The organism is Bacillus sp. ME78 (assembly GCF_903970865.1).
Classification (GTDB): domain Bacteria; phylum Bacillota; class Bacilli; order Bacillales; family Bacillaceae_G; genus Bacillus_A; species Bacillus_A cereus.
In genome coordinates this window covers 1-15,638 of record NZ_CAJCKK010000014.1, presented here as the reverse complement: position 1 = coordinate 15,638, position 15,638 = coordinate 1, and the positions used below count along the sequence as shown (strand labels likewise).

The window sequence follows — 15,638 nt, the reverse complement described above, 5'->3', positions numbered from 1 at the left end:
GGAGCTGAAAGGGTGTGATTCCGATATTTATAGCTAAAAGAGAAAACGGAGAAAAAATTCATTTACTCTATAATTGTAATGAAGAGCTTTTGCGCCGTATGCGCCAACAGGAACGATTCTTTTGTGTAGCTTGTGGAAAGGAAGTGCAAATGAAATTAGGGAAACAAAAAAGTTGGCATTTTGCTCATAAAAAAGTGGATTCATGTCTTGCCTTTTATGAAGCGGAATCAACGTATCATATGCACGGTAAAGAATTGTTATATAGATGGTTCAAACGTCAAAACTTTCAGGTGGATATTGAGTACTACCTTCCGGAAATTAAGCAACGACCAGATATTTTTGTAGAGAGGGCGGGCAGAAAAATTGCAATTGAATACCAATGTGCAAACCTTGCTATAGAGCAGCTGTACAAAAGAACCTATTCATATTGGCGAGCTGGTATACAGGTCATTTGGATCGTTGGTGGAAATCAATTGAAAAAGCAATCGGCATATTGGATGAAATTCTCCTCACTTATGGCTTTCTCCTTACAATCTTATCCTCAACCATTTCTTATTTTCTTCTGTTCGAAAGAGAAATCATTTATGAAATGTGCATTTGTCACTCCATTTTCTACAAACATCTTTTTCGCGCATACTGTATATTTACCAATCGATAAAACTACTTTTGAAATGCTTTTTTCTCCCGTTCCTTTCGAGAAAGAGATACTAAGGGAAGAGTGGAAGAAGAGAAAGAACTACTTCCGCAAAAATGCCCTGCCGATTTGGAATTATAATTATAAGTCATTATTACGCCTCTTATATCAATTTAAATGTACCCCAGCGAGTTTTCCTTCTGAAATTGGTGTTCCACTCCCTTCTGGATTTGCTTTTCAAGCAAATCCATTTATATGGCAAGCTTTTCTATATATGAAGTGTATAGGGGGGCTTGCAGTAGGAGAGTGTATTTCTCTTCAATATGTGTGTAGTTATGTAAAAAGGTATACGAAAAGGCGGATACTTCCGTACTTTTCACAGCACACATGGAAAGTGGCAGTTACTGAATATATGACATTTTTATGCTATATAGGTGTATTGCATAAAGCGGGAAGTTATACGTACCGAAAAATAAGGGATGTAGTGATGTTAAAAACAGAGGAGGAAATTATGAAACATGATGAGATTTGCTTAATACATGCGCTATCTTTATTTGAGGCAAATTTTAACATGAGAGGAGGAAAAGGGGATATAATAAAGAATGATTGTGAAGGAATTACATAAGAAAAAACGAATTGTACTTAAGTAGAGATATTTAAAGGAGGGCTTAAAGAATGTCTGAACAAAACAAAGCGAAAGCATTACCAGATCGCAACGAGATTGAAGAAGCAAGTACGTGGCGATTAGAAGATATTTTCCAAACGGATGCAGAATGGGAAAAAGAATTCCAGGCTATTAAAGAGCTATTACCGAAGTTAACTGAATTTAAAGGGAAACTTGGTGACTCTGCGGACAATTTACTTGAGGCATTGCAATATGAAGATGAAATTTCAATGCGATTAGGTAAGCTATATACATATGCTCATATGCGTTACGATCAAGATACAACAAACTCTGTATATCAAGCATTAAATGATCGTGCAACAAATTTATATTCACAAGTATCTAGTAGCACAGCGTATATTGTGCCTGAAATTTTATCGATTTCAGAAGATACAATGCAAACATTCTTGAAGGAAAATAGAGATTTAAGTGTATATGAACATGCATTAGAAGAAATTACACGTCAACGCCCGCACGTATTATCAGAAGCTGAGGAGGCTTTATTAGCGGAAGCATCTGAAGTAATGAGTTCATCAAGCAATACATTCGGTATGTTGAATAACGCGGATTTAAAATTCCCATCTATTAAAGGTGAAGACGGAGAAGAAATAGAAATTACACATGGCCGTTACATTCAGTTTTTAGAAAGTGATGATCCTCGTGTTCGCGAAGATGCATTTAAAGCTGTATATGAAACGTATGGGAAATTTAAAAATACATTCGCAAGTACGTTAAGTGGAGCAGTAAAACGTAATAATTTCAATGCGCGTGTTCGTAAATATGATTCTGCTCGCCAAGCTGCACTGAGCAATAATAATATTCCGGAAGCAGTATACGATCAACTCGTTGAAACGGTAAATGACAACTTACATTTATTACACCGTTACATCGATATTCGTAAGCGTGCATTAGGACTTGATGAGCTTCATATGTATGATTTATATACACCACTTGTACCAGAAGTGAAAATGAATGTGAAATACGAAGAAGCACAAGACCTTTTATTAAAATCTTTAAACGTACTTGGTGATGAATATGTTGATATTTTGAAAGAGGCATATGAAAATCGCTGGGTAGATGTGTATGAGAATAAAGGAAAACGAAGCGGGGCATACTCATCTGGTGCATATGGAACAAATCCGTATATTTTAATGAACTGGCATGATAATGTAAATAACTTATTTACACTTGCTCATGAGTTTGGTCATTCGGTGCATAGTTACTATACAAGAAAAACACAACCGCACGTATATGGTGATTATTCCATCTTTGTAGCAGAAGTGGCATCTACTTGTAATGAAGCGCTTCTAAATGATTATTTATTAAAAACGACAGAAGATAAGAAAGAGCGTCTATATTTATTAAATCATTATTTAGAAGGATTCCGTGGTACTGTATTCCGTCAAACGATGTTTGCAGAGTTTGAGCATATTATTCATAAGAAAGTACAAGAAGGACATGCTGTTACGCCAGATATGCTAACGGAAATCTACTATGATTTAAATAAGAAATATTTCGGTGACGCTTTAGTAATCGACGAAGAGATTGGTTTAGAATGGTCTCGTATTCCACACTTCTACTACAACTATTACGTATATCAATACGCAACAGGATTTAGTGCAGCGACTGCTCTATCTAAACAGATTTTAGAAGAAGGACAACCAGCAGTAGAACGTTATATTAACGAGTTCTTAAAAGCAGGAAGCTCTGATTATCCAATTGAAGTGCTGAAAAAAGCAGGAGTAGATATGGCATCTCCTGAACCAGTAAAAGAGGCACTACAAGTATTTGAAGAGAAATTAAATGAATTAGAAGCATTATTATTTGAAGAAAAGTAATGAAAAAAGACGAGGGATTGTATCCTCGTCTTTTTTGGAATAGATTAAATGTCGATATATGTCGAAAAAACAAGATGGATTTCTTTGTTTTTTCTAACTGAAAGGATAGTTTTACGGCTGATTTTTGAAATTAAAACCCTTTGAATCGTTTTTTATGATTGAAATAAGAGAGAGTGATAACAATGATTACGAATAAAAGAGGTAAGGCAATAATTTTAGGAAAAGCTTGTAATAGAGAGAGGATGTACAAGAAAAAAGAAACGATGACAGCTAGAAAGAGAAGAGCAATATAAGATTTTTTCATAAATAAACCCCCTAAATGACCTTTTTTATAGCTTATTCAAAAATGAAAACGTTTAGAATGTGACAAAAGTGTGAAATTCGACAAAAGGGGTTGTCATCTGACGTCGAATCTTGTAATATAATAAGCGTGAACGAATTCACATACAAACATATACCCCTTTGTTTGAACGTGAAAATTTCTCCCATCCCCTTTAATATTTTTATAAGCCGTAAAGAAAAAGACCTGGTGTTTACACCAGGTCTTTTTCTTTTGCTATCCATTTCCAATAACGTTGGCATTTTACTTCTATCATTTGTACTTTTCGTTTCAGTTGTAATTTTTTAAGTTCGCGCTCAATTTCTTGTTGCGAACAGTCATAAATAAATGCTACTTCTTTTGAAGATATAAATTGTGTTGCTTCTAGTAGCACTTCTAAAGGTGGTAATGGTTCTGGCTCAATTTCACATTTTACAAGTTCTTTCAATAATTGTACGTATACATCGTAGGAATAATTTCCAGCGATTTTAATACCTTCTTCATCTGAGTTCGCATGAAAAAAGACGAGGGAGGGTATTTCTGTAATATGCATTTCATTCGTGAATTTCAAGTCACATTGGAAAGCTTTTTTTGCACTAGCAGAATGTAGATCTTTTTTAAATTCTTCTACATCAATATTGCTATCTTTCGCACATGCAAGTAATAGTTCGCAGTCAGGGCTTGATACATTTTCAAGGAAAATGTATTCTTGGAGTTTTCGCAAAAACTTCGAACCTGCTTTTCGGCCTTGCAACTCCGCTGCCTTAATTGCCATCGAAACTAAATATGGTGTTGACGATGCTTCTTGCATATGTACCTTTCCATCGCATGAAAAACCTTGTAAACTTGTTGTCTTTTCCCACACAAATCGAATATTAGCAGGTTTATTCCATTTGTGTGAGGAAGCGTTCGTTCCATCCACTTTTCCTGTTACGATATGACGAATAGAGAAGTATTTCCCGTATTCAAGCCATAGTTTAATAATAAAAGGCTCAATTTCCCAGCAATCTTTACAAAGTGGATCAATAAATAAATATGCTTCTACAGACTTATGCTCACATGCGGAAGGAGATGGCATATTTATATGCTTTGCTTCCTGCTTATCCATTACACTTCACCTGTTTCGTTTGGAGTATTAACCATATGCTGAGCGGTTAATGCTAAACGTTCAAAGACAAACTCTCTTATATGACCATGCACTCCAGTATCATCCATTGCTTGCTCCATGCATGATAGCCAAGCCTCTGCTCGTTTTGGAGTAATCTCAAACGGAAGATGGCGTGCTCTTAACATAGGATGACCATGTTCTTCAGTGTACAAATTAGGACCACCTAAATATTGTGTTAAAAATTGCTTCTGCTTCCTAGCGGTTTCTGTTAAATCTTCCGGGAAGATGGGAGATAAGTCAGGGTGTTTACTGACATAGGAATAAAATGTATCTACTAATATTGCAATGCATTGTTCACCGCCAATTGCTTCAAATGGTGTCATCGGTTGCTTGCTCATCCTTTATAAACTCCTTTTTCCATGAAATGTATATCTATTGTAGCAATGGAATGTTCGAGAGGGCAAATAAACAGCCTTCTCAAAGATTCTTTGCTTATTCTATGGGTGTAAACTTTTTTAGTGAGATGTATCCACTAGTGAAACATATTCACTAGTGGAATTTTCACTTTAGCGTGCTTTGTTTTGTTTGGCAAGGAAAAAGCGTTTTACTTTGTTATTTGTATGGCGAACAGGTATGTTATGTTGCGTTAATAAATGAATAAATGCAGCTTTTCCTGTTTCTTCATCTTGTACTTCAAATTCAATTTCATAATCATCGTGATTGTAATAGAAACTATGATCAAAGACAAGCGTTCCGCCTTTAAATAATGTTTCTGCTCTTTCTGTTGTTAAACTACCCATATATGTTAAAGCAGAAACAGGAATTTGTAATTTGTGTAATTGATCTACTACTGCTCCTTGAATGATTGTGTTTGTTTCCATCATCATTTTTGCTTCGTCTTCTGTTACGACTTGATGCGTTTCTAATAAACCGATTTCTACAGGTTGTTTCAACGTTAACGTATAAGTTTCTCCTTTATGACGAATACGAAGTGCAGAGCCAGCTTCTTTTAACGAGAAGTCAGGTGTTTCAAAGTAGTGATTCACTTGTTTCGTAAATGCTTCAATAGAAAACGATTTACATAATGTATCGAATTCTTCTTTTGTAACGATATTTTTGAATTCAATTTCAATTTCTTGTGTCATTGTATAATCTCCTTTTGAAAAATAATTCTTTACACATTATCGCTTTTTCATAAATTTGGTTCAATGTTTTATTTGTTTGCGTCCATGTTATGATACAATAATACTGTTAAGTAAGACAGGAAGTTGAGATGGAGGAGTTAGAGCATGCAAAATAAAATCCAAGTTAAGAGCGTAGAAAAGAGAGAGAATGCTCTTATTTTTTGTGCGGAAAATAGTGAAATAGAGGTAAAGGAGTTAAGTGCACGTAATCACGTACTTGTAGACTCAGACAATTTATCATTTTTATATATCTTAGAAAATGAATCATCTTTCGTTTATGTAAGTATTCCGCACACATGCTGGGAAGCAATGCATGAAGCGATGAATAACGATGTGGTTATGTTCGTTAGCGTGAATGACATTGAAATGGAATTAGAAGGATTAAAAGAAGAAGTAGAATATTTAGTTGAAAATATTGAAGGTAATGCAAATTACGGAGAAGAATTAGTAACTGCTGTAGAAAAAGTATTTCTATAAGCAAATGGATTGATTTTGGTGGTGGTTGAAATGAATCGAAATTGGGAAGAATTTTTAGCACCTTACCACCAAGCGGTGGCAGAGCTGAAAGTGAAACTAAAAGGAATGCGTACTCAATTTGCAATGTTAACAGAGCATTCTCCAATTGAGTTTGTAACAGGAAGGGTAAAGTCGGTTGCAAGTATTATTGATAAAGCGGAGAAGAGAAATGTACCGCTAGACCGATTGAGAGAAGATATGCAGGATATTGCTGGGCTTAGAATGATGTGTCAATTTGTTGATGAGATTAAGCCTGTTGTAGAATATCTTCGAAAACGAAATGACTTTGAAATCGTGGAAGAACGTGATTATGTCACGCAAAAGAAAGATAGCGGTTATCGTTCTTATCATGTTGTCATTAGTTATCCTGTTCAAACGATTCAGGGTGAACAAAAAGTATTGGTAGAAATCCAAATACGCACGCTAGCAATGAACTTTTGGGCAACAATTGAGCATTCTTTAAATTATAAATATAGTGGACGTTTTCCTGAAGATATTAAAATACGCTTGCAACGTGCAGCTGAAGCGGCGTTTTTATTAGATGAAGAAATGTCTTCTATTCGTCTTGAAATTCAAGAAGCGCAAAAGGCTTTTTCAAGAAAGCAAGAAACGAAAGATTCCGAATCATAAACTAAAGGGTGTTGGGCGATGAAATTTACAATTATGTCAAAGGGAGATCAATCATCAGATACACTGGCAAGCACGATGAAAGAGTACTTGCTAGATTTTGGATTTATAATGGATGAAAAGGAACCCGATATTGTAATTTCTGTTGGGGGAGATGGAACGCTTTTGTATGCGTTTCATCGTTATTATAATCGATTGGATGAAACAGCATTTGTTGGTGTACATACAGGACATTTAGGTTTCTATGCAGATTGGTTACCGACAGAAGTAGAGAAATTAGTAATTGCGATTGCAAAAACACCATTCCAAGTGGTGGAATATCCGCTTTTAGAAGTTATTATTCGCTATGTGAATGGAAGTAAAGAGTCACAGTATTTAGCGATGAATGAGGCGACTGTAAAAAGTGCAGAAGGTACATTAGTAACAGAAGTAGAAATACGAGGAGAATATTTTGAAACATTCCGCGGGGACGGCCTTTGTATTTCTACTCCTTCAGGAAGTACTGCGTATAATAAAGCGCTTGGCGGAGCAATTATTCACCCATCTATTGAAGCGATTCAAATTGCAGAAATGGCGTCCATTAACAATCGTGTGTTTCGTACTGTAGGATCGCCACTCGTATTGCCGAAGCATCATACATGTGTGTTAAAGCCGGCTGCAGGAATGAACTTACAAATTACAGTGGATCATTTAACAATGGTCCATCAAGATGTGAAATCAATCCAGTATCGCGTCGCAAACGAGAAAGTACGATTTGTTCGTTTCCGCCCGTTCCCGTTCTGGAAACGAGTTCGTGACTCGTTTGTTGCAGATAAATAGAAAGGGTTATATATTTGAACAGATTTACATTGAAATGGGATATAGGGCTGGCTGAAGAGGGAACTTTAGTTAGGGAATTTTTGAAAACGAAAGGTATTTCTAAAGCCGCTTTAACGGATATAAAGTTTCACGGCGGGGCAATTGAAGTAAATAGTCAACATGCGAGTGTTCGTCATCAGTTGCGCGCTGGTGAAGAATTAAGTGTCTTTTTTCCAGTCGAGGAAAGAAGTGAAGGGATGATGGCAGAAGATATCCCTTTATGCATTGTATATGAAGATGATGCGGTTCTTATCATTGATAAAGAGGCGAACATGTCAACGATTCCGTCTAGAGAACATCCGACAGGGAGTGTTGCCAATGCGATTTTATCTCATTATGATAAGCAGCATCTTGCAAGTACAGTGCACATTGTAACACGGTTAGATCGTGATACTTCAGGGCTTATGCTTATTGCAAAAAATCGTTTTGTGCATCATCTTTTATCTAAGCAGCATCAACAAAAAGCTGTGAAACGAACGTATGAAGCAATTGTTCACGGTGAGATGGTAGAGCGAGAAGGAATGATTGATGCACCAATTGGTCGGAAATCTGATAGCATTATTGAGCGAACGGTTTGTGAGGATGGACAAAGGGCAGTTACTCATTTTAAAGTAATTGATAGTACATATGATAAGACACATGTAGCGCTGGAGCTTGAGACAGGAAGAACGCATCAAATTCGTGTGCATATGGCTCATATAGGACATCCATTACTTGGTGATAACTTATATGGAGGAAGAAGGGATGAAATGAAACGGCAAGCACTTCATAGTAAATCTTTGACGTTTTATCATCCTATTTTAGAGAAACAAATGTCTTTCACTATAAAAATTCCAAGCGATATGCAAGAGCTACTTAGGAATGCTTAAAAAGGGAACAAAATTCTTATATTATAAAGAATTTTGTTCCCTTTTTTCTTAGCGGAATAATATTAAAATTTGGTTTTCACCCGTACGCTTTATAACGAAAAATCCACTTTCGGCTTTTGTAGCAATGCCATTGTCATTTGGACGACAATATCCATGCGTTTCGCAAGTGCCGTCATCACGTACTAACATTTGCCCAATTAATCCGACAGGAAGCCACTCGGCGCGATCTTTTCTTGCTACATATTTGCAAGCTGGATCCCATTCTGTATTTAAAAGAGGTTGTATTTCTTCTGTTTCCGTCCATACATATTGGCGTTTCCCAAAGTTATCTGTTTTATAGCGTTTTTGCCAACTTAAAGCCCCGCTATTTCCTATAAGTGCAGGGGTTGCACTAGATATTCCTAAAATGAACGAATCGTGTGAAGTAGCTATCCGAATTTTTTCTTCGCTACTAAATGTAACGAAATAACCGACATCAATAGGTTTATGACCTTCTGTTTCAAACATTTGTGCAAAATCCGTTCCGCTTGCATTGTAAGACGCGCCCTCAATGTACATTTCTCCATTATGTGCAAGCCATTTAGCACCGATATTATGGTCGGTGTCGTTTACACCATTTGCAATAAACCAAGAATAAGCTTCTTCTGCAGTGCCGAAGCGCCCCATAATATGGCTACCTGCAAAATGAGCTGTTGATGTATGATGACCTTCCGCATGAGAAGAGGAGCCGTTAGCGATAGTTGCGGTTCCTTCTGCGTGTGCTGCTTCGCCTAAAGCAGTCGTCTGTTTACCCTCTGCATGAGAATAAGCACCGCCTGCTGTCGTTTCACTTCCCTCACTATGCGAACTATGTCCAGTTGCTTTTGAGTTTGATCCTTCTGCATGAGAGAAAGAACCTTTTGCGTGCGTTAATAAGCCTTCCGCATGTGCTGCCATGCCTTCCGCATGAGAGTGAAGCCCCTCCGCATATGCATATCGGCCGCCCCTTTTAACTTTTGTATTTTCAGGTGTAGGTGTCTCAATTATGAGTGGTTTTTCAGTTTGTATATCATTCGATGAAGCTAATGCTTCTTTTATTTTTTTTACTTTGTTTATAATAGCAGCTGGAATTTCTGGTTCCACTTTTTTATTTATTGCTACAGAAATATTTTCTTCCGCCTTTTCTTCTGTTTGGTTAGAATGTAGTACCTGTTCATCTTGATTTGAGAGCTGTTTATTTTTTTGTTGCATCTTTATTTTTTTACGATCGATTATGCGGCTCATCACAGCATTTTCTAAAGAGACATATGTTGGTTTTACTTTGCTTTTTTTTGATGACTCTTGTTCTTCCAGTTCTTCTATCGCTGCAGCTCGAATACTACACCAGTTGTTAATTCCGTACATGGGCAGATATAAAGGGGGAAATTTTCTTTTTTGTTTAGAAGATTTTTTCTTCATTCTGTCACCTCCTGCGACATTATATGTAGGGTAATTAAAAAAAGATGCACTTTATTGCATCTTTTTTTAATTACTTTACCTAGTTTTATATGAGATCTGCCTAAATAATGCTAAGTAAGGTAGTTATGGAATTGGACGGAATTTCTCAGCGACAAAAGGTAACGAAGAAGGGACAGAGATAGTCTCCATTTCAGGATAACGTAATCCGGTTAATTTGCCACCAAATACAGCACCAGTATCAATATTGACTGTCTGATTGACGAATCGAGGTTCTGCTACTGGTGTATGTCCATATACAATCCAAGCTTGCCCCTTGTATTCTTGCGCCCAATCACGACGGACAGGTGAGCCATCGGCATGCTTTTCTCCTGTAATATCGCCATATAATACAAAGGTTTGTACTTTTTTATCTCGTCTTCCTATGTAATCTTGCCGAATCCCAGCGTGACATACGATTACTCTTTTTTCATCTAGTATGTGGTAGAGCGGTGATTGTTCATAAAGAGTGGTAAACTTTTCTTTTATAATGTTTTGCTTATGAGAAGGAAGTGCTTCATATTCAGCAACAGTTGTTTCAAGTCCGTGAGCGACTGTTACATTACGTCCAAGGAAAAATCGATATAGTTTATTACAGTGATTTCCAGGAGCGTAATAAGCTTCTTTTTTATGTATGACAAGTTCCCATACAATTTCGATCATACGTAATGAATGAGGACCACGGTCTGTAATATCGCCAACGAATGCAAGTTTACGTTGGTCAGGGTGAACCGGTAGACCGCTACTCCAGTTATATCCTAGCTTCTCTGTTAAATTTTGAAACTCTTGGAAGCATCCATGAATATCTCCTATAATGTCATATTTCATATTTAAACCTCCATCGTATTTTTCATTAGTATATCTAAAAAAGGATAGAGATAAAAATATAGCGTTTTTTTGTTGTTCATTTAAACATAAAGATTTTCGTTCTTGAGCGAACATTTAAAATGAATCCAATCGCAATCATGTATGTAAGCAGTGAACTTCCTCCGTAGCTCATAAGAGGTAATGTTATCCCTGTAATGGGAAGTAATCCGATTGTCATCCCGATATTTTGGAATACTTGGAAAGTAAACATTCCGATTGTACCAGCGCAAATGTAACTACCGAAAGGGTCATTACTTTCTAAAGCGATATGAATCATTCGAAAAATGAGTAAGAAAAAAAGTGAAATAATGACACTTGCGCCTAGAAATCCAAATTGTTCAGCGACATTAGTGAAAATAAAATCTGTATGTGGTTCTGGAAAATATACTTGTCCATTTTCCCACCCTTTTCCTTGCATTTCTCCGGATCCAGTCGCTAAGAATGCTTGTCTTAATTGATAGCCTTGTGCATCATATTTGTAAGGTGCTAACCATCCGTAGAAGCGATTTAGTTGATATTCTTTTAAAATGTGTGCTTTAAAGAAATCTGTGTGAGTAAAAAAAATATATATTAATGTAGATCCAGCAACGAAAGTACCTGAAACTAATCCGAAAATAAAACGCCATCGTATGCCAGAAACTAGTATCATTGCTGCAAGCATCGCTGAAATGACCATTGTGTTTCCTAAATCTGGTTCCTTTGCGATAAGTAGTAGTGGTGGCAAACTTGTTGCAAATATTTTTCCAAGTAATAAAAAATCGTCACGCATTGTTCGGGAAAAATATTTCTCATTATGATTTGCTATAATTCTTCCAATGACGATAATTAAAAACAATTTCATAATTTCAGAAGGCTGAAAATTTCCGATGCCTGAGAGCCTGTACCAAGCAGTAGCGCCTTTAATTGTAACGGCACCTGGTACTTGAAGTTCTAGTCCTATAAGTAGTACCATTGCAAAGCTATACAAATACCAAGCAATTTTTTGATAACGATCGAAATCAATAATCATAATAACACCAATGGCTATAAATCCAATGAAGTACCATTGGATTTGCTTTAGTACAAAATTGACGTTTTGTAAAAATGGTGGTAAAGAGGCTTGCGCACTTGCAATAGCACAACAACTAACAATCCCAATGGCAAATAAAATAAATAGTAATACGTAGTCTATTTGATATTGAGAATTTGGATCTTTCAATGTAGGTATTCCTTTCTACTGCTCTTTATAGTAATGGATTTTATAGTATGAGAAAGAATGTATGAACTATAAGAATGATTCACATATAGTCCATACACTTTTGATTTTGCAGAGTAGTTTAATTGTTTAACTCTTTAATAATTATATCCAAACAATGGGAAAGACGTACATGTGCGTCAGGAAAAATATCTAATTGATGAAGATAGTATTTTAAGGAACTTTTACACCATTGGTAAGCACTAAGTAGAGCTGCTCTATAGTCCGTAGTATTTTGTAAAAAGCCATATTCTTTTGCTGTTATAACGAGGTGTGTGAAATCTTCACAACCTTGAAGGAGCTTATTGTGTATTTGTTGTCCAGCATGGTAGCGAAATTGACTTAAAGGCTCAGAAATGTATATTGCATTTCCTTTAGAAAGTAAAGAAATCCATGAGGCCATATCAACACTACAAGAATATTGTCGCTCTTTAAGGGTACCAAAAGGATCAGTGAGCAATTCTTTTCGGAACAAAGTAGTTGTAGGCTCACCGATAATGTTGTGCCCACCTTTTAACATCCAATTACCTAAAAATATCCCGTTTAATGGAGTGTCTTCACTATATAACCTTTGTGTTGGATGGGAATCACCGATTAGATTTCCATGATCATCAATACGTACTCGATAAGAAGTAACAAGAGCAAGATTTTTATTGGGATCTTGCTCAAAATAGGCCATCATTTTTTGTATTTTATGCTTATAAAACACGTCATCGTCCATTAAAAAATTTATATACTCACCATTTGATTTTTCTATGAGCATAAGGTCATTGTGAAATTGTCCTAGAGTAGGGATATTTCGAATGTATGTTATATTTTTATAATTTGGTAAGTATTGTTCGCGTATTAAAGTTTCTGTTTCATCATTTGTGCTGTCATCTCCGATGATGATTTCAATATTTGAATAAGTTTGTGCCAATGCACTTTCTAGAGCGATTTTAAAATAATGAGGCCGATTATAAGTGGGAATAAGGATGGAAACGAGAGGTGGATTTTTTTCATTCATCATACATAACTTCCTTTCAGAAGCTTTTTTTTGTAAGAACAATATCTTGGTAACTTGTATATTCATTTCTGCCGCACCATAAACCGTAATGCGGCTTATTAATTATTTCTAGGCCGTACTTATTCAATAGATTGCAAATATCTGTCTCAGGATAAGCAACTGCAAAATTCGGAATATCTTTATTCACAACGTAGCAATTTTCAATTCGATGATAAAAACCTAATGTACTTTGTCCTGCATTTAAATAATAGGACGATTCAGGATTTATTAGAAAGAATGTAATGAAACATCTCCCATCTTTTTTTAATACACGTACAATTTCAGATACGTAATGTTCTAATTCTTTTGGGAGAAGATGCGTAAATACAGAAGTTAAAAAGATAAAATCGAATGTTCCGTCTTCATAGGGAAAACGATATTGAGAGGCATCTTCTTTTCCTTCTGGATTATAGAATTGATTGTATATGTCAACATGTTCAAAGTGAAAATTATTACGCATAGTTGAAATGTTATTTTGACACCAAATAATTCCATCTTTAAACAAATCAAATCCATAATACGCTCCATCATCATTTAAGTAATTCATTAATGGTACAGCCATTCGGCCGACGCCGCAGCCTACATCTAATACTTTTTCATTTGATTTTAAAGCGCCAATTTGAATAAAATGCTTTAGGAACTCTTTTCCAACCTTTTTGAAGTCGCCACCTACATATTGGACGAGTTCAGGAGGGGGGAGTAAAGTCATTTCTTTGTTAAGTTCGCTCATGAGTATACCCCTTTCTTATGTGAGAATATGCAGTAACTCTATTAATGAAATTTTCAATTTGTAGTGAGAGAACACAGGAAAACAATTGTTATATGTAAGGAGATTCCGAAAAAAATATTTTGTTGGATTAGAAGTGAGAGAAGGATGAGTGAAAATGGGATCTCCTATAGATTAAATCTTTTTTATTCTTTTCTCCAATAAACGCCAAATACATCAATTTTAGTAATAGGGGCTTTTAAATTTCGTTGCTTTCTAAAGTCTGTCACAGCCTCAGCGCATGGTGGTAGCCCGTAGTCATCGATAATTATATAGCCACCTTTAGAAACTTTATCATATAAGTTCACGAGACCATCCATTGTGGATTCGTACATATCACCATCAAGCCGTGCAATTGCTATTTTTTCAATTGGTGCTGTTGGTAAAGTATCTTTAAACCAGCCTTTTAAAAATTTTACTTGATCATTTAGTAAATCATATTTTTTAAAATTCTCTTGTACTTGTTCCAAAGAGACGCGTAAGTAATCGAATGTGTGTAAATAATCACCGTAATCTTTTGGATATTGTTCTAGATTCGGTGCTGGCAAACCTTCAAATGAATCTGCGACCCACACATTACGATTCGTAATGTTGTTTGCTTGTAAAAAACCATTCATAAAAATGCATGATCCTCCGCGCCATACACCTGTTTCAATAAAATCTCCTTCTATATTTTCACGAACAACGGTTTCCATTGCCTCTTGTAATTGGTTCATACGTTCTCGACCAATCATGCTATGTGCTGCTCTTGGCCAATCCATTCCATCATGACGTTCACTTTTTGAAACATTTGGTTTTACAATTTTTAAGTTATGGTTTTCAGCATATTGCTTAATGAATAAAGGGAGGGGGACTGTAACTGGTTCGAATTCTAGTTCTTTCGAAATATGTAGAGATGCGGGTAAGTATGCCTCATATTCCAACCATATTTCAAATAAAATTGTCTTCTTTAGCAATTCGAGATAAAGCTGAACAGCAGATTTACTTTCCATATTTGTGCCTCCTGCAAAATGTCATACAACAATATGATTATGTAGATAGCGAATGTTTCATGATTGAATTTAAAATTGAAAAAGCAGTAAAACTGATAACAGTTCTACTGCTAAGTAAAAAATTAAGCAACTTTTTCAATAATAATAGATGCATTTGTACCAAGAGCTAATGATAGCCCAAGTCCTGTAACGATTACTTCAACTAATGATGGAGTTGTCGTAATTTGCGTAATTGCTTGAACAACGATAGGTGCTCCAACTGAGATTAAAGTAGCCCCAGTACCTGGTACAGATACCCCATTTACTTGGATTGTAAGCCCCCCTAATACACTTATTGCCGCAGTATATACGATAACAGTGATTTTATAGAATCCAGTTTCAGCAATAACGAAAGTATCAGCATCTAATTGAGAAATTGCTGTACCAAACTGAGATCCAACAGTATTAAATGGTACTGGAGCATTAAGTCCAAGATCTAAAGAAATTCCAGCGGAGTTAAATGCATACAATCCTGCTGGAAGTCCTAGTCCGGATGGTCCAGTCGGTCCAGTCGGTCCAGTAGCCCCAGTCGGCCCCGTAGGTCCAGTAGCCCCAGTGTCACCAGTCGGCCCCGTAGGTCCAGTAGCCCCAGTGTCACCAGTCGG

The 15,638-nt window shown here is 36.1% G+C and carries 16 protein-coding genes and 1 pseudogene; 6 read left to right on the top strand and 11 right to left on the bottom strand.

Annotation, left to right across the window (positions count from 1 at the left end; all coding sequences use genetic code 11):
• Positions 1-14: 14 nt before the first annotated feature.
• A complete protein-coding gene (locus tag H6481_RS16310; RefSeq protein ID WP_182812368.1) occupies positions 15-1,259 on the top strand; it encodes a competence protein CoiA family protein in 1,245 nt (414 codons plus the stop codon).
• A 50-nt stretch (positions 1,260-1,309) separates the two neighbouring features.
• Positions 1,310-3,136, top strand: a complete 1,827-nt coding sequence (pepF, locus tag H6481_RS16305; protein ID WP_089170608.1) for an oligoendopeptidase F — start codon at positions 1,310-1,312, stop codon at positions 3,134-3,136.
• Between the two features lie 130 nt (positions 3,137-3,266).
• Here the strand turns inward: pepF and H6481_RS16300 are convergent, their stop codons facing one another.
• The 4 genes from H6481_RS16300 to H6481_RS16285 form a co-directional block, all read right to left on the bottom strand.
• Positions 3,267-3,440 carry a hypothetical protein gene (locus H6481_RS16300; protein WP_081366397.1) on the bottom strand — a complete coding sequence of 58 codons (174 nt, stop codon included), beginning with the start codon at positions 3,438-3,440 and terminating at the stop codon, positions 3,267-3,269.
• Positions 3,441-3,669: 229 nt separating this feature from the next.
• Positions 3,670-4,563: a ClpXP adapter SpxH family protein gene (locus H6481_RS16295; RefSeq protein ID WP_000360658.1), complete on the bottom strand. Its 894-nt coding sequence runs from the start codon at positions 4,561-4,563 to the stop codon at positions 3,670-3,672.
• Positions 4,563-4,961 carry a hypothetical protein gene (locus H6481_RS16290; protein WP_000043386.1) on the bottom strand — a complete coding sequence of 133 codons (399 nt, stop codon included), beginning with the start codon at positions 4,959-4,961 and terminating at the stop codon, positions 4,563-4,565. The genes H6481_RS16295 and H6481_RS16290 overlap by 1 nt, the downstream gene beginning before the upstream one ends.
• Positions 4,962-5,129: 168 nt before the next feature.
• Complete coding sequence (locus H6481_RS16285; protein ID WP_182812365.1) at positions 5,130-5,708, bottom strand: CYTH domain-containing protein; 579 nt, start codon at positions 5,706-5,708, stop codon at positions 5,130-5,132.
• Positions 5,709-5,852: 144 nt separating this feature from the next.
• On the opposite strand from H6481_RS16285, the gene H6481_RS16280 reads away from it, so the two are divergent.
• Genes H6481_RS16280 through H6481_RS16265 form a run of 4 tightly spaced genes read left to right on the top strand, consistent with a single transcriptional unit; the run spans position 5,853 to position 8,617 of the window.
• Positions 5,853-6,224 (top strand): hypothetical protein, encoded by a 372-nt coding sequence (locus tag H6481_RS16280; protein WP_182812362.1) that lies wholly within the window; start codon positions 5,853-5,855, stop codon positions 6,222-6,224.
• A gap of 30 nt (positions 6,225-6,254) precedes the next feature.
• Positions 6,255-6,893: a GTP pyrophosphokinase family protein gene (locus H6481_RS16275; RefSeq protein WP_001081482.1), complete on the top strand. Its 639-nt coding sequence runs from the start codon at positions 6,255-6,257 to the stop codon at positions 6,891-6,893.
• An 18-nt stretch (positions 6,894-6,911) separates the two neighbouring features.
• Entirely contained in the window at positions 6,912-7,709 is a 798-nt protein-coding gene (locus H6481_RS16270) for an NAD kinase (RefSeq protein ID WP_000673190.1), read from the top strand.
• Between the two features lie 14 nt (positions 7,710-7,723).
• Positions 7,724-8,617, top strand: a complete 894-nt coding sequence (locus H6481_RS16265) for an RluA family pseudouridine synthase (RefSeq protein WP_182812359.1) — start codon at positions 7,724-7,726, stop codon at positions 8,615-8,617.
• Between the two features lie 48 nt (positions 8,618-8,665).
• Here H6481_RS16265 and H6481_RS16260 read toward each other — a convergent pair whose 3' ends face one another.
• The 7 genes and pseudogenes from H6481_RS16260 to bclA all read right to left on the bottom strand — a co-directional run.
• Positions 8,666-10,054, bottom strand: a complete 1,389-nt coding sequence (locus H6481_RS16260) for a peptidase G2 autoproteolytic cleavage domain-containing protein (RefSeq protein WP_071731615.1) — start codon at positions 10,052-10,054, stop codon at positions 8,666-8,668.
• Between the two features lie 123 nt (positions 10,055-10,177).
• Positions 10,178-10,918 carry a bis(5'-nucleosyl)-tetraphosphatase PrpE gene (prpE, locus tag H6481_RS16255; RefSeq protein ID WP_182812356.1) on the bottom strand — a complete coding sequence of 247 codons (741 nt, stop codon included), beginning with the start codon at positions 10,916-10,918 and terminating at the stop codon, positions 10,178-10,180.
• Between the two features lie 76 nt (positions 10,919-10,994).
• Complete coding sequence (locus H6481_RS16250; RefSeq protein WP_182812353.1) at positions 10,995-12,155, bottom strand: FtsW/RodA/SpoVE family cell cycle protein; 1,161 nt, start codon at positions 12,153-12,155, stop codon at positions 10,995-10,997.
• Between the two features lie 118 nt (positions 12,156-12,273).
• Positions 12,274-13,200, bottom strand: a complete 927-nt coding sequence (locus H6481_RS16245; protein WP_003269828.1) for a glycosyltransferase — start codon at positions 13,198-13,200, stop codon at positions 12,274-12,276.
• A 13-nt stretch (positions 13,201-13,213) separates the two neighbouring features.
• On the bottom strand, positions 13,214-13,966 hold the full coding sequence (locus H6481_RS16240; RefSeq protein WP_001292840.1) for a class I SAM-dependent methyltransferase: 753 nt from the start codon (positions 13,964-13,966) through the stop codon (positions 13,214-13,216).
• Between the two features lie 182 nt (positions 13,967-14,148).
• The gene (locus tag H6481_RS16235) at positions 14,149-14,994 is read right to left on the bottom strand and encodes a TylF/MycF family methyltransferase (protein WP_000444385.1); all 846 of its coding nucleotides are present in this window, start codon (positions 14,992-14,994) and stop codon (positions 14,149-14,151) included.
• A 122-nt stretch (positions 14,995-15,116) separates the two neighbouring features.
• Positions 15,117-15,638, bottom strand: a pseudogene (gene bclA, locus H6481_RS16230) (collagen-like exosporium glycoprotein BclA); the annotation flags it as partial.